The organism is Flammeovirga agarivorans (assembly GCF_012641475.1).
In the GTDB taxonomy this organism is placed as follows: domain Bacteria; phylum Bacteroidota; class Bacteroidia; order Cytophagales; family Flammeovirgaceae; genus Flammeovirga; species Flammeovirga agarivorans.
Genome location: NZ_JABAIL010000011.1, coordinates 41,462 through 65,798 on the forward strand (window position 1 = coordinate 41,462; position 24,337 = coordinate 65,798).

Sequence of the window (24,337 nt, forward strand, 5' to 3'; positions counted from 1 at the left end):
GAAGGGAGAAAATTAGCAACAACTTGAAAGGACAGGACAATGAGATTTTATTTAATAAGTATATTGATATGTATTGGGCTGATAGGATGCCAAGAGAAAAAGGCAAACCTACCTCAAAGAAATAACGACTTCAATTTTGATTGGGAATTCGCTTTATTAAATGTAGATCAGTCAGATCTACAACTTAATGAAGTTCCTAAAACAAAATGGGAAGAGGTGCGACTTCCACATGATTGGGTCATTGAACACGATTACGATTCGGCCAATGCAGAATTTGCTCCAGCTACGGGATATATCTATGGTGGAGGAATTGGTTGGTACAAAAAGAACTTTCACCTATCACTAACGAAAAACCAAAAGGCATTTATTCTATTTGATGGTGTCTATAATAAGTCTGAGGTATATTTAAATGGTAAAAAACTAGGTTTTCATCCTTATGGATATTCTCCATTTTATTATGATTTAACTCCATATCTTCAATCAAATAAAGAAAATACAATTGCTGTAAAGGTAGACCATCGCAATTATGCAGACAGTAGATGGTATACTGGTGCAGGTATCTACAGAAATGTAGAGTTGATAGTAACTGACAAACTACATATTCCTGTTTGGGGATCATTTATTACTACTCCTGAAGTTTCTAAAGAGAAAGCTTTAGTACAAATTGAAACAGATATTAATAATGGTTATTCAATAGATAAAAATATTAAAATCATTACTGAAATATATAATCAAGACGGAAAATTTATAACTAAAACTTCTGACAACAAACTGATAAAAGCGAATAGTACAATTAAGCTAAACCAACAAGTAAACTTGACTGATCCAGAACTTTGGGACGTGGACAATCCAAAGTTATACTTGGCGAAAACAAAACTGGTTGTTGATAATGGACAAATTGATGAACTAGTTACCAATTTCGGTGTACGAAACATACGATTCGATGCAGACTCCGGTTTTTTCTTGAATGGACAGAACATGAAAATTAAAGGAGTCTGCCTACACCATGATGCAGGTTTAGTGGGTACTGCTGTACCAAAAGATGTTTGGCGCAGACGATTAGAGGTATTAAAGGAAGGTGGTTGTAATGCAATTAGAGTGGCACACAACCCAGCTTCAAACGAGTTTTTAGATTTATGTGATGAATTAGGCTTCTTAGTTCAAGACGAATTTTTTGACGAATGGGATTACCCTAAAGACAAAAGATGGAATCAAAAAGAACAGTCGCAAAATTTTGAGACAGAAGGATATACAAATTATTTCCAAGAATATGCTGAAAGTGATTTAAAATCAGTGATCTTATCACACAGAAATCACCCTTCGGTATTCCAATGGAGTATTGGTAACGAAATCGAGTGGACTTATCCGCGTATTTCGAAGGCCACAGGTTTCTTTGGCAATATGAATTGGAATGGTAATTATTTTTGGTCAAAATCTCCATATTCAAGAGAAGAGATTAAGAATGAATTAGACCGTTTACCGAAACAGGAACATACAATCGGAAATACAGCAGAAATGCTAGTGAAGTGGACTAAAGAGATGGACCTTACTAGACCTGTTACGGCAAATTGTATTCTTCCTTCGGCATCACATGAAACAAAATACGGTCAATCTTTAGATATTGTAGGGTATAGTTACCGAAGAGTTTTATACGATTACGGTCATGAAAACTACCCAGATAAAGTAATCATGGGTACAGAAAACTTAGCTCAATATCATGAATGGAAAGCCATTATGGATCGACCATTTATTGCTGGTACTTTCTTCTGGACAGGTATAAACTATTTAGGTGAAATCAGAGCGAATTGGCCAGCTAAAGGTAATGATGCCGGTATGGTTGATTTTGCAGGTTTTCCTAAGCCTTCTTACCATATGATAAAGACATTGTGGTCTGATAAACCTCATACTTTTATTGCTACTCAATCGATAGAAAAATCAATTAATAAACTCAACAAAAAAGGAGAGTTAGTAGCAAAAAATCCTGAGGCTTGGAAAACGGCATTATGGGAATGGCATGATGTAAACAACCATTGGAATTATAGCAAAGGACAGATGATTAGCGTAGAACTGTACTCTAACTCTGAAGAAATTGAACTGTTTTTAAATGGTAAAAGCTTAGGTGTGAAAACATTAGATCAGTTTGAAGATCACATTTACAAGTGGGCCGTTCCATTTGAAAAAGGGGAACTATCAGCTATTGGTAAAAAAGGCGGTATCACTACAGAAACGAAATTAGTTACGGCAGGGGAACCTGAAAAAGTGAAGCTAACCCTTGATAAAAGGAGATTGGAAAATGACCGTTATGAAGTAGCACATGTAGTTGCTCAATTAGTGGATGGACAAGGAAATCCAGTACGTCATGAGGAAAGAATTATCAACTTCGATATCCCACAGTACTTAAGGTTATTGGGCGTTGATAATGGAGCGGTAACTAATATTCAGAATCATACATTAAGAAAAATAGAGACAGATAAAGGAAGGGCATTACTGGTACTTCAATCTACAAAAGATGCAGTAGATGTAGAAGTTAAAGCAACAGTTGATGGACTTTCAGAAGATAAGATTCTTCTAACTATTGGCGATGATAAGGAAGACCAAGAAGACGTATTTGCAGAATTGAACTAAACAAAAGGATAAGACGATGAAAGCAGCATTTTATGAATCGAAAGGAAAAATTTCAGTAGGTGAAGGACAATCAATTAAACCTGGAAAAGGTGAGGTGAGATTGGATGTGGCTTACTGTGGAGTATGTGGCACAGATGTACATATTTTTCATGGAGTGATGGACCAAAGAGTAAGTCCTCCACAAACAGTTGGTCATGAAGCTTCTGCTGTTGTAGCAGAAGTAGGTGAAGGTGTAACGAATGTAAAAGTAGGTGATAAAGTTGCTGTACGCCCATTGAATTTTGGAGATGAACACCCGTTTGATAAAGGTTTCAAACATGTGGGTAAGAATTTGAAATTCATTGGTATAGATTCAAGTGGAGCATTTCAGAATTCTTGGACCGTACCTGCTTATACATTACATAAACTTCCAGAACAGTTAAGCTTAATGCATGGTGCATTTGTTGAGCCATTAGCTGTGGCATGTCATGATGTTAAAATTGGTAGAGTCACAAAAGGCGAAAATTGTTTGGTTATTGGCGGAGGCCCAATTGGTACATTAATCGGTTATGTTCTAAAAGAGAAAGGAGCCAATGTATTGATTTCAGAAGTGAATGAGGTCAGGTTGAAAATGCTAAACGATTTAGGTTTTACAACAATCAATCCTGCCAAAGAAAACCTAACAGAAAGAATTTCTGAATTGACTGATGAGAAAATGATTGACTGTGCTTTTGAAGTATCAGGTTCAGCTCCAGGTGTTCAGACAATGACTGAGGTGGTTAATGTAAGAGGAAGAATTGTAATGGTGGCGATCCATGGAGGTGAGCAAAAGAAGGTAGATTTATTTAAATTTTTCTGGTCGGAAATCGAACTATTAGGTGCTAGACTTTATGAAGAAGATGACTATGAAGAAGCAATTCGTATTGCCGATTCTGGTTTTGTTCCTTTTGAAAAACTCATCACAAAAGTAGATGATCTTGATAATATCCAATCTGTATTTGATGAAATTGATAACAATCCAGAGGGGATGAAATACTTAATTAGATGCAATGATTTAACTCTGGACAACTAATTATAAATCCTATTCAAAAACTAAGATTCAATCTTCACATTTTATATTAAATAGAGAAACAATGAGCATTTTAGATAACTTCCAATTAAAAGATAAAGTTGCATTAGTTACAGGTTGTAAAAGAGGTATTGGTAAAGCCATGGCAATTGGTTTGGCTGAAGCAGGTGCAGATGTTATTGGCGTCTCGGCATCACTAGAATTAGAAGGAAGTGATGTACAGAAAGAAGTAGAAGCAAGAGGTAGAAAGTTTAAAGCTTACCAATGTGACTTTTCTGATAGAAAATCATTGTATGACTTCATTCTAACAGTAAAAGGAAACCATCCTAAAATTGATATTTTAGTCAATAACGCGGGTACGATTTTAAGAGCCCCAGCGGCAGAACATCCTGACGAAATGTGGGATAAAGTAGTTGAGGTAAACCAAAATGCACAGTTCATCTTAACAAGAGAAATAGGAAAAGAAATGGTAGCAAGAGGAGAAGGTAAAGTGATCTTCACTGCTTCATTATTAACTTTCCAAGGAGGTATTACCGTTCCAGGTTATGCAGCAAGTAAAGGAGCGATTGGACAATTAACAATGGCTTTTGCAAATGAATGGGCTGGGAAAGGTGTAAATGTTAACGCCATCGCTCCAGGGTATATCAGCACAGATAATACTGAGGCATTGAGAAATGATCCTGAAAGAGCACAATCTATACTTTCAAGAATTCCTGCAGGAAGATGGGGTGACCCAGTAGATTTTGCAGGACCAGTAGTCTTCTTAGCCTCACAGGCTGCTGCCTATATGCATGGCAGCGTAATGCTTGTAGATGGCGGATGGATGGGACGCTAAACAATGAATATATATAATTTGAATGATTGAAAATGGGGACTGCCGATATCAATTTCATACGCACTAGATGATGCAGTCCTCTTTTTTCTTAAACCAGAAAACTAATCGATTATGTCTGAAGTATTAGCAGCAGCAGAAGTCAAAGAATATGACTTATTTATTGATGGAGAATGGATCAAAGCCTCTTCAGGAGTTACAGAAAATGTAATAAGCCCAATTAACGAAGATATCGTTGGTGTTGTCCAAGTAGGAGACGAACACGAGGCGAATTTGGCACTTAGTGCTGCAGAGAAAGCACAGAAGGAATGGAAGAAGCTACCTTCTATTGAAAGAGCGAATCTAATGAGAAAGTTTGCTGCAGAAATTAGAGCAAACAAACCATTCCTATCCAACTTACTGACAAGAGAACAAGGAAAACTATTATCAGTAGCAGAAATGGAGGTAGAGGTAACAGCTACTTTTATCGAATATGCCTGCGACTGGGCAAGACATATTGAGGGGGACATTATGCCCTCTAGCAATCCAGGAGAACAAATCTGGATTCAAAAAATACCTCGTGGTGTGATTGTGGCAATAACAGCATGGAACTTCCCGTTGGCGTTGGCTGGTAGAAAAATCGGTCCAGCGCTAGTAGCGGGAAATGCCATTGTTGTCAAACCAACTCAGGAAACACCATTAGCGACTTTAGAATTAGGATACATTGCTGAGAAAGTGGGTATTCCTAAGGGACTTATCAATATCGTAACGGGTAAAGGTAGAGTATTGGGTAATGCATTAGTGGCGAATCCAATTACTAAAATGGTCACAATGACTGGTTCAACACCTGCTGGGCAACAAATCTTTAAAACTGCTTCAGAGCATTTAGCTCATGTTCAGTTAGAGCTTGGAGGAAAAGCACCAGCAATCGTATTTCCTGATGCTGACATTGATTTAGCTGTAGACGCCTGTTTCAGTTCTCGATTTGATAACTGTGGTCAGGTATGTACTTGTAATGAAAGAATGTATGTCCATGAAGCAATCTATGATGTATTCATGGAGCGTTTTATGGAAAAAGTGAAGGCCATTAAGGTTGGAAATCCATTAGAATCGTCAACGACTATGGGACCTAAAGTGAATGCTTCTGAGATCAAGAACATGGAACATTTAGTGGCTAAATCCATAGAAGAAGGAGCTACTATTGCTCATGGTGGTGGTAAACCTGCAGGAAAAGAATTCGAGAAAGGTTTCTGGTTTGAGCCTACTGTAATTACAGATGTAACTCAAGACATGACCATTGTACATGAAGAAGCTTTTGGTCCAATACTACCTGTATTAAAGTTCAAAGAGTTTGATGAAGTAGTTAAATACGCAAATGATTGTGAGTTTGGTCTAGCAGCGATGGTTTTCACTAGAGACATTAATACGATCATGCAACTAAATGATGACCTTGAATTTGGTGAGATTTATGTCAACAGAGGTCATGGCGAGCAACATCAAGGATTCCATAATGGATACAAGCTTAGTGGAACAGGTGGAGAAGACGGAAAGTATGGCTTTGAGCAATACATGGAGAAGAAAACATTTTATGTAAAATACTAAACAGGATATAAGTAAGGAGTAAGACTTTTACTTAGCTCCTTACTTTTTCCTTTATAGATATGAAAACAGCAATAAAAGATATAAAAACAAGGTTATTTGAGGTTCCTTTGCCAGAAGTATTATCTGATGCAAAGCATGGGGACCACTATCACTTTGAGTTGGTAACAACGACAATTACTCTTGAAAATGGCGTGTCTGGAACAGGATATACCTATACGGGAGGTAAAGGAGGAAAGGCAATAAAAGCCATGTTGGATCATGATTTAGCACCTGCTCTTTTATCACAAAATGGAGCTGATATTGATGGCATTTATGACTTCATGGAATGGCATATCCATTATGTAGGTAGAGGAGGTATTGCATCTTTTGCCATCTCTGCAGTAGATATTGCTCTATGGGATATCAAATGTAAAATGGCTGACCAACCACTTTGGAAAATGGCAGGTGGTCAAGGAAATACATGTAAGGCATATTGTGGAGGTATCGATTTGATGTTTCCAATAGAAAAGCTTTTGAACAATATGCAGTCTTATATGGATAGAGGTTTCAATGCGGTAAAAATTAAGATAGGTAGAGAAAACCTGGACGAAGATATCGAACGCATCAAAGCAGTAAGAGAATATATAGGCGATGATGTAACCTTTATGGTAGACGCCAATTACTCTATGACTGTAGAAAAAGCAATTGAATGTGCCAATCGTTTCAAGCCTTATAATATCACATGGTTTGAGGAGCCGATTATTCCAGACAATTATAAGGGATACGCAGAAATTACAGAGAAAACAGGTGTACCAGTGGCTATGGGAGAAAACTTGCATACCATTCATGAATTTGAATATGCAATGGAACAATCTAAACTTTCTTTTGTACAGCCAGATGCATCTAACTGTGGAGGTGTTACAGGGTGGTTAAAAGCGGCTAAGCTTGCCAAAGAAAACGGTATTTCTGTTTGTTCACATGGGATGCAAGAATTACATGTAAGCTTGGTCTCTTCACAAGAAAATTCGGGTTGGTTAGAGGTGCATAGTTTCCCTATCGACGAATATACAACAAGACCATTAGTAGTGGAGAACTTTAGAGCAGTAGCTTCAGATGCTCCAGGTACAGGTGTTGTATTTGATTGGGAAAAACTGAGCCCTTTCGAAATTAAACCAACAGAATTGGTATAGCTGTCACACATCATCAATACATCAATAAATAACCAAACAACATCATGATCAAAAGCAACTTATTTGGAGTACATGAAGGCTATAAAGTCTTTCAGTATGAATTAAAAAATACCAAAGGAATGATAGTGAAAATTATGACTTTGGGAGCTACAATTACGTCTATTCAAGTGCCAAATAAAAAAGGCAATGTAACAGAAGTAGCCTGCGGTTTTGATCAGTTGTCTGGGTATTTTTCAGAAGAATATAAAGCTAATGCACCCTATTTTGGTTGTACAGTAGGTCGCTTTGCATCAAGAATAAAAGATGGCCAATTCTCTATTGATGGTGAAAAGTATAGTGTTGCAACTAATGACGGCCCCAATCATTTACATGGAGGAATAAAAGGGTTAGATAAGCAGTTATGGCAATGCGTCAATGAAGTCAGTTCAGAAGTAGGGGATAGTATTACTTTCCAACGCAAAAGTAATGACATGGAAGAAGGTTTTCCTGGTAATGTAGTGATTGAAGTGACTTTTACTTTAATGAATAACAATGCCATTGAGATCGTTTACCATGCTACCACAGACAAGAAAACGCCAATTTCATTGACGAATCATACGTATTTCAACTTGTCAGGATTTAAAGAACAGATTGGAAATCATCAGGTAAAGATTTTAGCAGATGAATTTCTAAAGGCAGATCCGACTAATGTTCCTGTGGGTGAGAAAGTGGCAGTTGATGGTTCTATTTTAGACCTTAAAAAAGGAAAGCTACTTAATGAAGTACTTGCAGAGTTAGCAACGGGATGTGAACATTATTTCTTATTTGATCCCTCAGAATCATTAAAAAAAGTAGCGGAATTTAAACATTCAGCGTCGGATATTTCTTTAGAAGTATCGACAACAGAACCAGGTATGTTGTTTTACACTGGCTATTTTACTTCTGATGCTTTAAAAAGAGAAAGTGGTGATCAATATGGACGATATAAGGCCTTTTGTTGTGAAACACATCGCTTTCCTAATGGCCCTAACATTGCGGATGCTCCACGGGTATTCACTACTCCAGATCAACCATATACTAGTACAACAGTCTTTTCATTTAACTAAAAAATAATCATGATTGAAGGAATATTATGGTCAGTTTTTGCAGGTTTGATGCTAGGGTTATATGCATTACCTGAAAAATTCACCAAAGAGTTTGAGTTTGAGAATACATGGGGCTTGTTCTTCATGATCAATACATTTATTATCCCCAATATCGCAGCCTACTTAATGGTCGACAACTTTGGAGATATCCTGTTATCTATTCCTACCAATGTATTAGTGGGAATGGGAATCGCTAGTTTCTTATGGGGTATAGGTGTAATGATGTGGGGTAAAGCCATTAATTACATCGGATTATCGTTAGGGTTCTCACTATTTATAGGCACAATTATTTTAATAGGCTCTCTGATTCCATTTATGATTGATGGAATTCCTGAAGTACATGTATTTGGTACAATCATGCTAGGTATTATGATTGTTTTAATAGGTGTGATGAGCAATGGTAGAGCAGGGTTATTAAAGCAAAAAGAATCTGAAAAAGAATCAGAAGTAAAAAGCGATTCGATGGTAACAGGAATTGCAATTGCTGTTGTAGGTGGTCTTCTCGCTACAGGTTTTAATTATGCAAATACAGTTGGAGGCGGAGTGATTTACGAAGCGTGTGTAGCGAATGGTAATCCGGAGTGGGTGAGTGCCATTGTTGTGATGTATATTATATACATTTTTGGTGGTTTGTCTATCGCTTCGTATTTTATCTATCAATTATCGGCAAAGAAACTATGGCATAATTTTATTACTCCTTCTTTCCCGAAGAACACCCTTTTAACAACGCTAATGGGAATTTTTAACTTCTCAGCATCTGCACTTTTTGCCTATGCAGCATTTAAGCTAGGTCAAAATGGAGGTACAGTAGGTTACGCTATTTTTAATACCGTATCTGTTGGTGTGGCTATTATAGGTGGGTTGATCACAAAAGAATGGATAGAGGCACCAAAGCAAGCCAAACAATCTTTGTATGTAGGACTCTCTTGTATGATTGTAGGCATCACAGTAATTGCATTTGGTAATAGTTTAATCTAACAAACAAAAAAGAGTATGTAATGAATGGACAATGATCTATTCGAATTCAAGATATCATTATGAAAAACTTAAGTATACTAACAGGACTATTTTTACTAGGCACAAGTATTTTTTCTGCTTGTACAAAGCCAACAGCTCCTCAGGCAGAGGTGAAAGGTGATTATTCTAATGTATCAAAAGAGAAGCTAGACTTCTTGGGGATTACAGACATTAATCATTTAAGTGCGGCATCAAAGAGAGCACTAGATTGGCCAGATTCTTTAAATAATGATTGGTTTGGGGAGTTTTCTGTACATAACCTAAAGGGAGATCTGGCTTACGAAGAAGGAGTAGTAAGAAGAGATCCGTCTGCCTTATTATTTATTGATGGTTTATATTATGTATTCTATTCAAAATCAGTAGGTAAAACTGATGGTTTTGGTGGAGACATTGAAAACGAAAAAGTTTTCCCTTGGGATAGATGTGATATTTGGTACGCTACCTCTCATGATGGATGGACATGGAAAGAAGAAGGTGTTGCCGTAGAAAGAGGTGACAAAGGTACTTTTGATGATCGTTCGGTATTTACTCCAGAAGTAATGGAATATGATGGAAAGTATTACTTATGCTACCAAACAATTAAGTCACCTTACAATGTAAGAACTAAAAATCAAGTTGGTTTAGCTTATGCAGATTCTCCACGAGGACCTTGGAAGAAATTATCAGAACCGATCTTAAGTCCTGCAGATAACGGTGTTTGGAAAGGGGAAGAACAAAATAGATTCCTAGTAGAGAAAAAAGGAGATTTTGATAGCCATAAAGTACATGATCCATGTATCATCCCTTACAAAGGAAAGTTCTACCTGTATTATAAAGGCGAGCAAATGGGTGAAGCAATTACATTTGGTGGTCGTCAGATTAGACATGGTGTAGCTATCGCTGATAATCCGTTAGGACCCTATGTGAAATCGCCATACAATCCTATTTCAAACTCTGGTCATGAGATTTGTGTTTGGAAACATAAAGATGGTATTATGTCATTGATCACAACTGACGGTCCAGAAAAAGGAACAGTACAATTTGCTGCCGATGGTATTAACTTCAATATTCAAGCGTCGATTCCTGGAGCACCACATGCCATGGGATTGAACAGAAGTTTAAATACAAATGAAGGGTTTGCCATCTTTGGATGGGGTTTAACACATAAATATCATAATTACGATTATCAGCACATTCAAAGGTTCCAAGGAAGAAGAAAAACAGCACATACTGCAAAAAACGAGAAGGCGGCCAATAAGAAGGCGACTCGATAAAAAAACTTGATTAGGGCGAAGAAATTCGCCCTTTTTCATCATTGTTCAGTTAAAATCGAGTGTGAAAACATCCAAATTAAGAGGTGAACAGTGTAAGTTTACCTTATCACAAAGTGGCTCTCAGCATAGTTAGTTTTATAGATTTTTTTATTTGCTATATTTCATCTAACACTGACAACACTTCCAATAGATCAATTATACTAACAAGTAAATTACGAAATGAAATATCTAGTATTGGTTTCTATTCTCTTCATTAATGTGTCATTGTTTGCACAGAATATTGGAGTGGATGTAAACATTAACATGAAGCATACAGTAGGTGATGTGTCTACTTTCGAAAGAGAGAAATTTATTACTGTACATGCAGGGATCAGAGAAAATGATTGGACACAATATGGAAGCACAGATCCATCAAATATTAAGGATGACCTTATGAATCAAAAGGATGTTTACTTTGGTAGAAATACTGGAGAAATCACTTGGAATATTAACGGTGTTCTGAATGAAGATCCACAAAGACCCGGTTTTGTGGATTTAGACCAATTGAAAGAAGAAGGAGAAAAACATAGAGATAACTACATTAATCGAACGGATTTTAATAGTTATGGTGAGAGAAATAATTCTCATATCCTAGCTACTCAATTTCATCCTTTTTGGCCTGATGGTAAGGAAACAAGTAAAGGGTGGTCATTTTCACAAGCTGATACTGATGAGGAGCCTTTTGGTACTGCTTCCGGAGAATATTGCGCACATTTTATCAAAGAATATTATGAGCAAGGTTCCGAAAAAAGACCAGCGTATTTTGAGGTAATCAATGAGCCTATTTATGAAATGTTTGGCTGTGAGGATTGTGGTGAAACGGATGAAGGTATCGAGCAAATTTTCAAGTACCATAATACAGTAGCAAAAGAAGTAAAGAAGGTTAATCCCGATATGAAAGTGGGTGGTTTTACGACAGCCTTTCCTAACTTCGAATATGATAACTTCCAACGTTGGGAAAAACGATGGAACAAGTTTATGGATACTTGTGGTGAAAACATGGATTTCTGGTCTATCCACCTTTACGATTGGCCTACTTTCCGCGGAGAAAGAAGAATGAGAAAAGGAAGTAATCTGGAAGCTACACTAGATATGATGGACCATGCTAGTTTTGATAAGTTTGGTGAAGTAAAACCTACTTTGGTTTCAGAATATGGAGCACAAGTACACTCAATGCTTCAGGACCAATGGTCGTCAGAAAGAGATTGGTATTATTTAAAATCAACCAACTCTATGATGCTTACTTTTATGGATAGAGCAGATAATATCGCTAAAGCACTTCCTTTTATTGTTTTAAAAGCAACATGGGGTACTGTAGATGGAGTACCTTACAATTGGAGACTTCTAAGACAGGAAGATGAGCCCAATAGTCTAACTGGAGATTGGGTGTATACCGATTTGATTCTCTTTTATGATCTTTGGAAGGACGTAAAAGGAACACGAGTTGAAAATTTATCTCAGAACGTAGATATACAAACCAATGCCTTTGTAGATGGAAATCAGTTGCATTTGATTTTAAGTAACCTAAATCAAAATACAGAGACTATTGAACTAAGTATTTTAGGGCAGGGAGATAATACAATTGAAAGCATTCAAAGTAAACATTTATATGGTATCAATAATGGTGCATTCTTAAAAGAAGAAGTACTTTCGGAAGATACAGAACAGGTGACATTGCAAGCTGAATCTACTATGATTTTAACTTATACTTTTGCTGAAGATATTGCAATTGAAGAAACAGCAGGAGAGACCAAGTATTTTTCAGATGTTTATTATCAACCAATTGATGGCACTGAACAATCTTTTAAAATTTCGGGGCTTGAGTTAGATGAGTATGGTGAAGCAGTCTTGAGAATTGGTATGGGTAGATCACATGCTTTATCAAAGCAGCCTACAGTAAAAGTTAATGGTACTAACGTTGTCGTTCCAACCAACATTAGAGGTGATTTACAAGAGCAAAGAGACTCATTTTTTGGTGTAGTAGAGATACCTGTACCATATGAATTACTTGAGGTAAATAACTCTATATCAATTCAGTTTCCTGAAAGTGGAGGACATATCAGTAGTGTAAACATGAGAGTGTACAATTTTAGTCAAGAAGTGACGAGAACATTCGATACTACCCCTCCCACATCTGTTAATGACATTAAATTAGCTGATAAAATTAAGCTTTATCCTAACCCAAGTAATGGTAAGGAAGTGAACATATTGGTGAACAATCAACAACTACCAAATACATTTACTCTTTTAGATATTAACGGTAGAGTGATTAAAAATGAAGTGGTATCAGCCTCACAATTTTCGATTTCTACAGTTGATTTAAAATCAGGTGTTTATATTGTAAGACTTCAATTTGGAGATCAATTTATCAATAAGAAATTGATCATTGAATAAACTATTTTCAGAAGATATTATGAAGAAGATTGTCAGCTTTGGGGAATTATTAATCCGACTTTCATCACCTGGTTATCAGCGTTTACAGCAAGCAAAACAACTGAACATAGATTTTGGTGGAGCTGAAGCAAATGTTGCCGTTTCATTAGCACAGTTTGGAGATCAAGTTTCTTATGTTACGAGAATACCTGACAATGACATGACGGTGAGTGCATTACGCCATTTAAATAGTTACGGAGTATCTACCCAAGATGTTTTATTTGGAGGGGAAAGAATGGGACTTTATTTCTATGAAAATGGTTCCAATGGAAGAGCAAGTAAGGTTGTCTATGATCGTCAGTTTTCATCTACAGCCACACTTCGAAGAGGAATGATCAATTGGGAAAAGGTATTTGAAGGATCCGATTGGTTTCATTGGTCTGGAATTACTCCAGCGGTTTCAGAAGGAGCAACAGATGCTCTTCTAGAAGGGTTAGAGTTTGCCCAATCGAAAGGCTTAACCATATCAATGGATTTTAACTTTAGAGGGAATCTTTGGAAGTGGGGGAAAACCGCTGGTGAAGTAATGCCCGAACTCATGCAGTTTAATCATGTAATGTCTGGGACTCATCCAGATGTTGATGTATTGGCAGGAGATATAGATGATTACCTTTTTAAAGTTGAAGGGGATAAGATTATGACACAATACCCCAATTGTAAAATTGTGGTGTTCACCTCTAGGGGAGTAGTATCTGCAAGTCATAATACATGGAGTGGTGCATTGTATGATGGTGAAAAGGTGTACAGAAGTCAAAAGTATGATATTACACATATTGTAGATCGAGTAGGTGGTGGTGACTCATTTATGGCTGCTTTGATCTATGGTCTTAGAAACCTGAAGAATCACCAAGAAACGATAGATTTTGCAGTAGCAGCATCAGCTATAAAACATACAATTGAAGGCGATCAGAATGTATGCTCTAAGGAAGAAGTCTATCATTTTATGAAAACAAACGGAACAGGAAAAATAGTTAGATAATGAAATTTTCAAGAATCGAAGTAGCTTTAAAGATGAAGCAGACAGGCATTGTTCCTGTGTTTTATCATCAAGATGTTGAAGTAAGTATCAATGTATTAAAAGCCTGTTACGAAGGAGGAGTGAGAGTATTTGAGTTTACTAACAGAGGAGATAATGCTCATGAGATCTTTAGACATTTAATCGAATATAGAAATCAATTTTTACCTGAATTAGCTCTAGGTATTGGTTCGTTGGTAGATGCACCTACAACTGCACTATATATTCAAATGGGTGCTGATTTTATTGTTTCACCAGTGGTGAACGAAGATATGGCAAAGCTATGTAACCGTAGAAAAGTGGCTTGGTGCCCAGGGTGTGGTTCTGTATCTGAAATTTCATTTGCGGAAGAATTGGGTGCAGAAGTGGTAAAAGTATTTCCAGCTACACAAGTGGGTGGTCCAAGTTTTATTAAGGCAGTAAAAGCACCTCAACCTTGGACAAACATTATGCCTACAGGAGGAGTAAAAACTACATTTGAGAACTTGCAGGAATGGTTCAATGCAGGAGCATATTGTGTGGGAATTGGAGCTCAATTGTTTATCAAGGATGCAGATGGCAACTTTGATTTGAAAAGCATTAAAGAAAAGGTCATCGAATTAAGAGGTTATGTTGATGATTTAACAAATGAATTGAATGCTGTTTAAATGGTATTGAAGAGACTAAAAATATTATTACTACTTTTTTCTTTTTATGGTGTAGAAATCAATGCACAGCATACTACACCGAATATCATTCTTATATTATCTGACGATGCAGGATATGCTGATTTTGGATTCCAAGGGAGTCAGGTCATGTGTACTCCTGCATTGGATCAACTAGCAAAAGAAAGTATTTCTTTCCCCCAAGCATATGTAGCCGGAGCAGTATGTGGACCTTCAAGAGCTGCTTTGTTAACTGGTAGATATCAGCAACGCTTTGGTTTTGAAGAAAACAATGTTCCGGGCTATATGCAAAATTATTGTATCGAGGATGATCAGATGGGGTTGCCATTGGAAGAAAGAACCATTGGTAACTACATGCAGTCTTTGGGTTATACCACCGGGATTATCGGTAAGTGGCATATGGGAAATGATGATGTATTCCATCCATTGAAAAGAGGGTTTGATTTTTTCTATGGTTTTAGAGGAGGTGCTAGAAGTTATTGGTCCTTTTCAGAGGAAAATAAGAATTCAAGAGAAGAGGATTACATGGAAAGGGGGTTCCGAAATTTTGAAGAACCTGACCAATATCTCACAGATGCTTTTACAGAAGAAACCATACAGTTTATAGACGATAATTTAGATACTCCTTTTTTTCTTTTCTTATCCTTTAATGCAGTACATACACCAATGGATGCGAAAGAAGAAGATTTAGCTCAGTTTCCTACTCTTGAGGGTAATAGAAAGAAATTGGCAGCAATGACTTATGGGATGGATAGAGGGTGTCAGAAAATTTTTGATCACTTAAAGAAGTTAGGTATTGAGAAGAATACAGTAATCATTTACACCAATGATAATGGTGGTCCAACAGATGCTAACTCTTCTGATAATTCTCCGCTAAGTGGTACAAAAGCAAGTCATTATGAAGGTGGAATTCGAGTTCCTTTTCTGATGAAATTACCAAATGTATCAAGTCAAGATATATATCAACAACCAATAAGTACTTTAGATATTTTACCCACTTGTTTTGCTTTAGGCGGTGGAGAGGATAAAATTTTAGAAACAATAGATGGTGTAAATCTTTTACCCTATTTACAAAACGCAAACTCTGAGATACCTCATAAAGAACTTTACTGGAAGAAAGAAAATAGAGGAGCTGTTCGATCAGGAAATTGGAAATTTCTCAGATTTCCAGATCGACCTGCCGAGTTATATGATTTATCAAAAGATATTGGAGAAACGAATAACCTAGCTGCTATTTTTCCTGAAAAGGTAAAAGAGATGTATCAAATGCTTTTTAATTGGGAAACCACCCTATCCAGACCTAGATGGCAACTACAACGAAAATATGAAAAAGCAGCCATGGAAAGGATAGATAAATATAAGAAAGCAAAGACCAACTAACCACCTAATTTTGACTGATATAACTAAAAATACTCGACCAATTTTTGTATTTCATTAAACTTATATACTTTAGTGACATAAACTTAAAGCTCTTATTTTTTAATTAACAAACTAATGTGTAGACTAATTCTTACCTTTCTATTTATCCTTAGTTTCTCTGTGTCCCAGGCTCAGTATACCTTAACGGATGATGATGTTATAGTGAACGAGCATGGAGCAATTGTATATTGTTCTTACATGGATGGAGGCGAAATCATTATTCCTGATCAATTAGATGGAGTGACGATTACCAGTATTGGGAGTAAGTCGTTTAAAGAACTAGGAATTACCACAGTTCATTTACCTCTAAATGTGATTTCCATTCGAGATGAAGCTTTCGAGGGGAATAAAATTTCGCATCTAGATCTAAATGAAAAATTACAAAATATTGGTCCTTCTGCGTTTAGGAATAATCAATTGACCAATATCCTTTTTAATGATGCTCTTGAGGAGATTGGGGCTTATGCTTTTGCAGATAATCATATAGAATCTGTGACTTTTAATGAAGGTTTAGTAACTATCGACGGCTTTTCATTTCAACACAATAAAATAGAAAGCATCAGCTTTCCTTTGGCTATTGAGAAGATTGATCCAACTTTCTTATACAATCAGCAACAACAAAATGATATCTATTCTTTAGAAGGATGGTATACTGAAGATGCTCCGGAGAAAAGAATAGATCTAACAGTAAATAATCTTCGAGGAAAAACCATCAATTCCAAGTACATTACAGGGAAGTATACCCTTAAAGATGATGATGTATATCTAGATCGAGACGGAGTTTTAATAGGTTGTACTCATGTTGAAGGTAAACATATAATTATACCTTCGGTATTAGATGGAAAGAAAATAACTAAGATAGGGAGCAGTGTTTTCGATCACTTGGATATTGAATCAGTTCAGTTTCCTGAGGGAGTGGTATCTATTGGGGAAAACTGCTTTTTTGGTTCAAATCTAAAAGATATCCAATTCCCTTCTACACTAAAATCAATAGGACATCATGCTTTCTGTGTCAATGATTTAAGGTATTTAGAATTACCTGATTCTTTAGAATCTATTCAATATTATGCATTTTCAGGGAATCAAATTACTAGTCTAAAGCTTCCTAAGTTTCTCAAAACATTAAGAAACAATGCCTTTTCAGAAAATAACCTTAGACGTGTAGAACTCCCTCAAGGATTGGAATATATCTATAAGAATGCTTTCGGGTTAAATAGAGAATTATCATACATCAGTTTTCCTAAAGGCATGAAATATATTGAGTTTAACTCATTTGATTATTACTACAATGGAAATGATAATTGGTTCGATAAAAATAATGTACCATTAGAAACTGTGTCTATTTCTGATGAAGATCAATTTTTTTGGAGAGAGATGACTTATCCAGAAAATACAATCTCTTACCATAATGTTGAAAACTACAATGGTGAGACAGTATATGACCCTGCTTTAGGTATGTCTCTCCTTGCACCTGATCACCCGACTTTAACTTTCGTAGGATGGTATTCAGATGCTGAGTTCAACTATCCGATAGTATCTATTGAGAAAGGTATGGTCGGTGAAATTGACCTTTATGCTAAATTTGAAAAGTTCTATACGTTGAACTATTATTTCGGAGAAGAGAAGATTAATGAACAGTTGTTTTCAGCTGAAGATCAATTTTCTATCGAACCTATTGGTATAGAAAATTATGAATTTAGGGGATGGTATACTGATGCTAATTTTACAGAACTAATTACTACCCTTCCTAATGATCCTTTTCAAGATATTGATATCTATGGTCAATATATTCCTAAGGTAACCATCACACTTTATAGTTTTGGTGAAGAGGTAGACGCCTTAGAATATGTTGTGGGAGATGATATTATTTTACCAACTCTAGAGAAAACGGGGTACGAGTTTAATGGTTGGTATAACAGTGATGAACTGATCAATGAAGTAGATCCTATAGACTTTATCAATGATCAAAATATATATGCAAAATGGAGTATCAATGAATATACGATTACTTACCATTACCCAGACCTAGAGACAGAAATTTATACTGTAGCATCAGTAGGTCAGAAATTACAAATACCTACACGAAAAGGATTTATCTTTAATGGTTGGTTTTTAGATGAAAATTTAACACAACAAATTACTAAAATTCAGCAAGGAATGGCTGAAAACATAGCAGTTTTTCCTAAATGGTTAGAAGCCTATGCTCTTCAGGATAAAGATGTTGTTGTTAACGAAGATGGGGTTTTAGTAAGTTGCTCTTATGAGGATGGAGGTGCTGTGATTATTCCACCAATTTTGGATGGTGTAGAAATAAAACGCATTGGAGACCACTCTTTTTACTATCATTCTTTAACATCTGTAAGTATACCTGAGGGAGTAGAAAGTATTGGAAAACATGCCTTTTATTCTAATCAACTAGAATATTTAGAATTACCCGAAAGTCTTTTAAAGATAGAAGATCATGCCTTTGAACGTAATAAGCTGGTAACAGTTGACCTTCCAGAAAGCCTTATAGAAATCGGTATCCAATCTTTCTATGTAAACGATATTGTGCATGTAGTTTTGCGATCACAATTAGCTAAAGTAGGTGATAAAGCTTTTATGTATAATGAAATCACAGAAGTTCATATCAATGATATCCTTACTGATCTGGGTACCTATGTATTCGCAAATAATATTATAACCGAAATAGTACTACCTGAAACGATTGAGACAGTACCAGAGGGTATTTTCGATCAAAATAAACTAACATCTGTGGTTCTACCATCCAATATTCAATATATCAATAAAAGGGCCTTTGCGAGTAACCACATATCGTCATTGATACTACCAAAGGGCATAAAATCTATTGGGGAAGAAGCGTTTACTGGAAATTCACTTACTAATATAAATTTACCGAATGGTCTAGAATTAATTGCTGATGGCGCATTTAGATCAAATAAGATTAGAGAAGTGATTTTTCCTACTTCGATCCAAAATATTGGACCGTTTGCATTTGCGTGGAATTTGATACAGTCTACCGAACTACCTGAAACTATTACAGAGATTGCTGACGGAATTTTCTTGGAGAACCAATTAACAGAGGTGAACCTTCCACCTTATATCACAAAAATTGGTCATCAAGCTTTTGAGTCAAATGAAATTGAGAAAACTAATATTCCAGAGAGTGTCACTTATATTGGAAATTATGCTTTTCAACAGAATGAGTTGAAAAATATTCCTTTTCCTGAGAATATTGAATATATCGGTGATGATGCTTTTTCTTGGAATAATATTGAAGAAGTCATATTACCAAGTCACTTGGACTTTCTTGGAGAAAAAGCTTTTAGTCGCAATGAAATTACAAAAGTACAGTTTCCTAAAACGGGACTGACCACCATTAAGAATTATACTTTCAGTAGTAATAAAATTGATTCATTAGAGATACCCGAGAATATTGAAACAATTGGGGAATATGCTTTCTATCAAAATGAATTAAGCGAAGTGATTTTCCCATCTTCATTAATAACAATCGAGAGTGATGCATTTGGTAGAAACAGAATTGATTCTGTCAAGTTGCCTCAAAGTTTAGCATTTATTGGAGAAGAAGCTTTTAAGTACAATAGTTTGGAATACGTAGAAATTCCGAGAAGTGTAAAACAGATAGACAGTTATGCTTTTATGAATAATTGCCTTGATTCCATTTTCATTCCACAAGAGGTAGAAACTCTAGGTTATAATATCTTCAGTTTAACTGTCTGTGATGATGAATTAGGGTACGAAGAACAATATTGGTTAGATAAAAATGATGAACAGGTTACGTCTATTCGAGTAACTGGGGAAGATGAGTTTTACTATATACACAAGAATACTATCGATTATGAAATAGAGTATAAATATGTCATCTCTGGTTATGGATACGGAGGGACTAAAAAATTTGAAAATCATCATTGGAAGACGACTTATACCATAGAAGATGATTTTGAATTGGAATTACCAGAGCAAGAAGCAGGATATACATTTGGAACTTGGCATACTGATTATTACTTCAATCATGAGATCACAAAGATTGAAAAAGGGACTACTGGTAAAAAATATCTTCATATTAGAAAAACACCAATAGACTATTCTATTCAAGTTAATGGGGTGGAAAATTATTATGGAAAAACATCTTATACTATTCTAGATGATTTTTCATTTTCAACACCTAAGAAGGAAGGATATGGTTTCCGAGGTTGGTTTTCTGATGAAGAACTTCAACATGAAATACATGGAATTTCTGAAGGGTCAATGGGGGAGATCAACATCTATTCGAAATGGGAGAAGGAATATAAGCTCACATTTTTAGATGGAGAGGAAGAAGTAGATTCTGAAATATTTTTTAGAGACTCAGAAGTAATAGTTTTACCTACTTCTCTTTCAAAAAAAGGATATGAGTTTAATGGATGGTATACCGATCCATCGTTTACTACAGCTATTACTGAAATACCTAGCGGATCTACAGGTGATATAGCATTACACTCAAAATGGGAACTAATAGAGTATTCTATTTATTACCATGATGGAAACACTGATTCTGAAACATATACAGTAGAGACCGATGAGTATTCATTGATAACACCTACTAAACCAGGATATACTTTTGAAGGCTGGTACCTTGATGAAAGTTATACCTCTAAGATAGAAACGATTACCAAAGGGAGTACAGGAGACTTGGATTTATACCCGAAATGGAAGGTAATAGAGTATAGCATTACTTACAATAATGTGGAGGATTATGATGGATTATCCACTTACACTATAGTGTCTGAAAATTATCTATTATCAGATCCTTCTAAGGAAGGTTATTCATTTATGGGTTGGTTTATTGATGATGCTTACACTACTTCAATATCAGTAATAGAGACAGGAACCCTAGGTAATATTGACTTGTATGCGAAATGGGATATTGAAGAGTATACTATTCATTATCATGGAGTGGATGACACAGACCTTCCGAAGGTCTACACCATTGAATCAGAAGATTATCAATTAAAACATCCAGAAAAGCTAGGCTACACCTTTGAAGGTTGGTATTTAGATGAAAGTTATACCTCTAAGATAGAAACGATTACCAAGGGGAGTACAGGAGACTTGAATTTGTATTCAAAATGGGAGATTGTGGAGTATACAATTATCTATAATAATATTGATAACTATAATGGGTTGTCTAGTTATACGGTGTTGTCAGATACATACGTACTAACAAAAGCATATAGGGAAGGGTACACTTTTGAAGGATGGTATTTGGACGAATCTTTGACGTCCGAAATCACAGAGATTTCTAAAGGCAGTACTGGAAACCTTAGTTTGTATGCAAAATGGGAACTTCAAGATTATAGTATTTACTATCATGACGTTGATAACTTTAACGGTGTAGGTGGATATAGCCATACAACAGAAACATTCCAATTAGAAGCACCAATTAGAGATGGTTATAATTTCGTTGGTTGGTACTTGGATCAAGGATATAATAATGCCATAGCTGAAGTTGTACAAGGTTCAACAGGTGATCTTAATTTGTATGCAAAGTGGGAAGAAGTTGAATATCTCATTACATATCAAAATGTCGATACTTATTTGGGTGTAAACAGCTACACTATTAATTCACCTACGATTAGTCTGTCGGATCCATCGAAAAATGGGTATCAATTTGAGGGTTGGTTTCTGGACCAAAATTATACAGATAAGCAGACGTCAATCCCTACAGGCAGTTTAGGAGATATAACACTCTATGCCAAATGGTCATTGATTGAGTATACTATATCCTACGAAGGTGTAGATAATTATAATGGAGTAACCACATATTCGATTGAATCGGAAACGTTTACTCTAACTATACCGGAGAATATTGAAGGAGAATTTGATGGTTGGTATACGGACCCCGGGTATAAGAATAAGGTAGACAAAGTAATGAAAGGGACTTATGGTGATTTAGTATTTTATGCCAAGGTCAACCCTATTATTAATGATCTCAATGGGTCTTTTTCGCAAGATATTCATTTATATCCTAACCCCAGCTCTAACTATTTCTCTTTAAATATTCATGCTGATAAAGTGTCTATTTACTCCTATCAGGGATTAAAATTGAAAGAGTTTACGGGTAATGGTTTCTATGATATTTCTGACTTGGCCACAGGGGTATACATGGTGCATATCAAATTAGGAGATATGGTCTTTTCAAAGAAGTTGGTGGTCAACTAACATTAAGTTTTTCATAAACAATTAGTTAATACAAAGAAATGTCAAAAAGCGAGAAGGCAGTATATCACTTACCTTCTCGCTTTTTTTCATAGATTATTTAAATATTATCGGAGTATAAATTTTCAGTAATATTGAATGAATATTCAGAGTATTTTGAACTATTGATAAATTTGGTCGGGTTTTTGGATTCTTGTTTAGTGTACCCACAATTTCACTGACAATGAAAACATTACGATTAATAATTTTAACGCTTTTAGTATCAATTACTTCATTTGCCCAATCAACTCAATCTCAGCAATGGGATAATAATACTTGTGGCACTTTAAGCTTCTTTAGTGATAGCTTATTATTACATATACCTCAAAATGCCTTTGCAATAGAAGAAGGTGCAATAAAAGGAGAGTTAGATGTTAGAGTAAAACTCTATGCTAATTACTTTGATATGCTTGAAGGAGGTATTCCTATGAAAGATGACCAAGGGATTTATGTTTCTGGAGGTATGTATGATATTGAAATATCTTACAAAAATCAGAAAGTGAAATATATTAAGCCCGTTGAAGTGTCGTATATATCAGATGGTATAGACAAGTTTAATGGTTATGCTTTTAATCAAACATCGAATTCATGGAACAAGTTGGAACAGGATATCTTGGACTATGCATCTGAAGAATCTCTTAATGACGATTGGGGAGCACTATCTCCAAACTTAGACACTACTGATGATGATTGGGGATCTGATGATATGGATTTCGATGGTTGGAGTACTGAATATACGGCAGTGAATAATTGGTTATACAAGACCATGAATATCACTACCAATGGACTTTATAATTACGACTACCTTGTGGATAATGAGAAACTAGTTGCTTATCAATTACAAGTTGAGGATAAGGAAATTAAGAAAGTATATGTTCATTATCAGGATCTAAATACAGTTGTATATTATGATGTAAACGACCAAGGAAGTGTTCAAGAGTTTGCGTTAATAGATACCGACTTATCGAATGTGACGATCTTTACTTTTAAAAAGAAAAGTGATACACAGGCGACAATGGGTGAAGTATCTTTAGATGAAACTTTAAAATTGGATAAGGAAAAAGTAAATGTATTAAAGTTCAAACATTCAACAATTTCGTTAGATAAAAATACCCTAGATCAAAGTCTTTCATCAATATAAAACCCAAAATATTATGAAGTATTTATTATTAGTATTTCAAATAATATTTTCTTTCTCATTGTTTGCTCAGGAGTCTTTGGAAGAAGTACATATCAATACTACTTTCAAAGGGAATGAATGTTATAAATCTTTGGCAGAGACGCTATTAGGAGAGTTAAAGGCCAAAAATATTCATGCATTCTTACCCTTAAATAAAACAAAGCCTACTTCTTTTAGAAGTTTGTCGTATCAACTTAGAGGATGGGGGAATGTCAATTCTAACCCTCAAAAATCTATTTGTGATCCTTATGCTGAGATAAACGATATGGCTTATCTTTTTAATCAGGATTACATCTTACTGTACGATGATTCAAATAAGATGTTGGACAAGACAATTGAGCCAATCTATATTCAATTTATTATTGCTCCAGAATATTCTCAAACGGGCTTAGAAGTATATGGTCCTGTTTTTTCTTATCAGGAAATAAAGGAAACAAAAATAAAGTTGAAAGATACAGACCTGTTTATTAGTGATTTAATTACTAATAGAAGATTTCAAGGTTATAAAATAGATGACAAAGGAAATACTATTCCGATGTGGACACATTAATTAAATTGTACCTATAATTTTTATATGAGGAGCTGATCTTAAAAAAATAAGATCAGTTTTTTATTATAAGTATAAGTCGCAACTTGCAACTAATAAAATGCAAAATAAAAAGTGATGCTCAAGAGAACA

The 24,337-nt window shown here is 35.5% G+C and carries 15 protein-coding genes; all 15 read left to right on the forward strand.

What is annotated here, in order from left to right; translation table 11 throughout:
• Nucleotides 1–39: 39 nt before the first annotated feature.
• The 15 genes from HGP29_RS24055 (at nt 40) to HGP29_RS24125 (ending at nt 24,208) form a co-directional block, all read left to right on the forward strand.
• Nucleotides 40–2,625: a glycoside hydrolase family 2 TIM barrel-domain containing protein gene (locus HGP29_RS24055; protein ID WP_168885013.1), complete on the forward strand. Its 2,586-nt coding sequence runs from the start codon at nt 40–42 to the stop codon at nt 2,623–2,625.
• Between the two features lie 16 nt (nt 2,626–2,641).
• Nucleotides 2,642–3,676, forward strand: coding sequence for a zinc-dependent alcohol dehydrogenase (locus HGP29_RS24060; RefSeq protein ID WP_168885014.1), 1,035 nt, complete (start codon nt 2,642–2,644; stop codon nt 3,674–3,676).
• 61 nt (nt 3,677–3,737) lie between these two features.
• Nucleotides 3,738–4,508 (forward strand): SDR family NAD(P)-dependent oxidoreductase, encoded by a 771-nt coding sequence (locus HGP29_RS24065; RefSeq protein ID WP_168885015.1) that lies wholly within the window; start codon nt 3,738–3,740, stop codon nt 4,506–4,508.
• Between the two features lie 111 nt (nt 4,509–4,619).
• A complete protein-coding gene (gene aldA / locus HGP29_RS24070) occupies nt 4,620–6,086 on the forward strand; it encodes an aldehyde dehydrogenase (protein WP_168885016.1) in 1,467 nt (488 codons plus the stop codon).
• Between the two features lie 59 nt (nt 6,087–6,145).
• On the forward strand, nt 6,146–7,255 hold the full coding sequence (locus HGP29_RS24075) for a mandelate racemase/muconate lactonizing enzyme family protein (protein WP_168885017.1): 1,110 nt from the start codon (nt 6,146–6,148) through the stop codon (nt 7,253–7,255).
• A 44-nt stretch (nt 7,256–7,299) separates the two neighbouring features.
• The gene (locus HGP29_RS24080) at nt 7,300–8,340 is read left to right on the forward strand and encodes an aldose epimerase family protein (protein WP_168885018.1); all 1,041 of its coding nucleotides are present in this window, start codon (nt 7,300–7,302) and stop codon (nt 8,338–8,340) included.
• Nucleotides 8,341–8,349: 9 nt separating this feature from the next.
• Nucleotides 8,350–9,357, forward strand: a complete 1,008-nt coding sequence (locus HGP29_RS24085) for an L-rhamnose/proton symporter RhaT (RefSeq protein WP_168885019.1) — start codon at nt 8,350–8,352, stop codon at nt 9,355–9,357.
• Nucleotides 9,358–9,416: 59 nt separating this feature from the next.
• On the forward strand, nt 9,417–10,649 hold the full coding sequence (locus HGP29_RS24090) for a glycoside hydrolase family 117 protein (protein WP_168885020.1): 1,233 nt from the start codon (nt 9,417–9,419) through the stop codon (nt 10,647–10,649).
• A gap of 219 nt (nt 10,650–10,868) precedes the next feature.
• Entirely contained in the window at nt 10,869–13,082 is a 2,214-nt protein-coding gene (locus HGP29_RS24095; protein WP_168885021.1) for a T9SS type A sorting domain-containing protein, read from the forward strand.
• Nucleotides 13,083–13,101: 19 nt separating this feature from the next.
• Nucleotides 13,102–14,100 (forward strand): sugar kinase, encoded by a 999-nt coding sequence (locus HGP29_RS24100; RefSeq protein WP_168885022.1) that lies wholly within the window; start codon nt 13,102–13,104, stop codon nt 14,098–14,100.
• Nucleotides 14,100–14,783, forward strand: coding sequence for a bifunctional 4-hydroxy-2-oxoglutarate aldolase/2-dehydro-3-deoxy-phosphogluconate aldolase (locus tag HGP29_RS24105; protein ID WP_211093402.1), 684 nt, complete (start codon nt 14,100–14,102; stop codon nt 14,781–14,783). Before HGP29_RS24100 ends, HGP29_RS24105 begins: the two co-directional genes overlap by 1 nt.
• Complete coding sequence (locus HGP29_RS24110) at nt 14,784–16,181, forward strand: sulfatase-like hydrolase/transferase (RefSeq protein ID WP_168885023.1); 1,398 nt, start codon at nt 14,784–14,786, stop codon at nt 16,179–16,181.
• Nucleotides 16,182–16,295: 114 nt separating this feature from the next.
• Entirely contained in the window at nt 16,296–22,442 is a 6,147-nt protein-coding gene (locus HGP29_RS24115) for a leucine-rich repeat protein (RefSeq protein WP_168885024.1), read from the forward strand.
• 220 nt (nt 22,443–22,662) lie between these two features.
• Nucleotides 22,663–23,619 carry a hypothetical protein gene (locus tag HGP29_RS24120; RefSeq protein ID WP_168885025.1) on the forward strand — a complete coding sequence of 319 codons (957 nt, stop codon included), beginning with the start codon at nt 22,663–22,665 and terminating at the stop codon, nt 23,617–23,619.
• 13 nt (nt 23,620–23,632) lie between these two features.
• On the forward strand, nt 23,633–24,208 hold the full coding sequence (locus HGP29_RS24125) for a hypothetical protein (RefSeq protein ID WP_168885026.1): 576 nt from the start codon (nt 23,633–23,635) through the stop codon (nt 24,206–24,208).
• Nucleotides 24,209–24,337 lie beyond the last annotated feature (129 nt).

Coding starts and splice junctions, on each gene's coding strand:
- HGP29_RS24125 (WP_168885026.1), top strand. CDS start 23,633: ATGAAGTATTTATTATTAGTATTTCAAATAATATTTTCTTTCTCATTG.
- HGP29_RS24095 (WP_168885021.1), top strand. CDS start 10,869: ATGAAATATCTAGTATTGGTTTCTATTCTCTTCATTAATGTGTCATTG.
- HGP29_RS24080 (WP_168885018.1), top strand. CDS start 7,300: ATGATCAAAAGCAACTTATTTGGAGTACATGAAGGCTATAAAGTCTTT.
- HGP29_RS24075 (WP_168885017.1), top strand. CDS start 6,146: ATGAAAACAGCAATAAAAGATATAAAAACAAGGTTATTTGAGGTTCCT.
- HGP29_RS24060 (WP_168885014.1), top strand. CDS start 2,642: ATGAAAGCAGCATTTTATGAATCGAAAGGAAAAATTTCAGTAGGTGAA.
- HGP29_RS24110 (WP_168885023.1), top strand. CDS start 14,784: ATGGTATTGAAGAGACTAAAAATATTATTACTACTTTTTTCTTTTTAT.
- HGP29_RS24100 (WP_168885022.1), top strand. CDS start 13,102: ATGAAGAAGATTGTCAGCTTTGGGGAATTATTAATCCGACTTTCATCA.
- HGP29_RS24120 (WP_168885025.1), top strand. CDS start 22,663: ATGAAAACATTACGATTAATAATTTTAACGCTTTTAGTATCAATTACT.
- aldA (WP_168885016.1), top strand. CDS start 4,620: ATGTCTGAAGTATTAGCAGCAGCAGAAGTCAAAGAATATGACTTATTT.
- HGP29_RS24115 (WP_168885024.1), top strand. CDS start 16,296: ATGTGTAGACTAATTCTTACCTTTCTATTTATCCTTAGTTTCTCTGTG.
- HGP29_RS24085 (WP_168885019.1), top strand. CDS start 8,350: ATGATTGAAGGAATATTATGGTCAGTTTTTGCAGGTTTGATGCTAGGG.
- HGP29_RS24065 (WP_168885015.1), top strand. CDS start 3,738: ATGAGCATTTTAGATAACTTCCAATTAAAAGATAAAGTTGCATTAGTT.
- HGP29_RS24105 (WP_211093402.1), top strand. CDS start 14,100: ATGAAATTTTCAAGAATCGAAGTAGCTTTAAAGATGAAGCAGACAGGC.
- HGP29_RS24090 (WP_168885020.1), top strand. CDS start 9,417: ATGAAAAACTTAAGTATACTAACAGGACTATTTTTACTAGGCACAAGT.
- HGP29_RS24055 (WP_168885013.1), top strand. CDS start 40: ATGAGATTTTATTTAATAAGTATATTGATATGTATTGGGCTGATAGGA.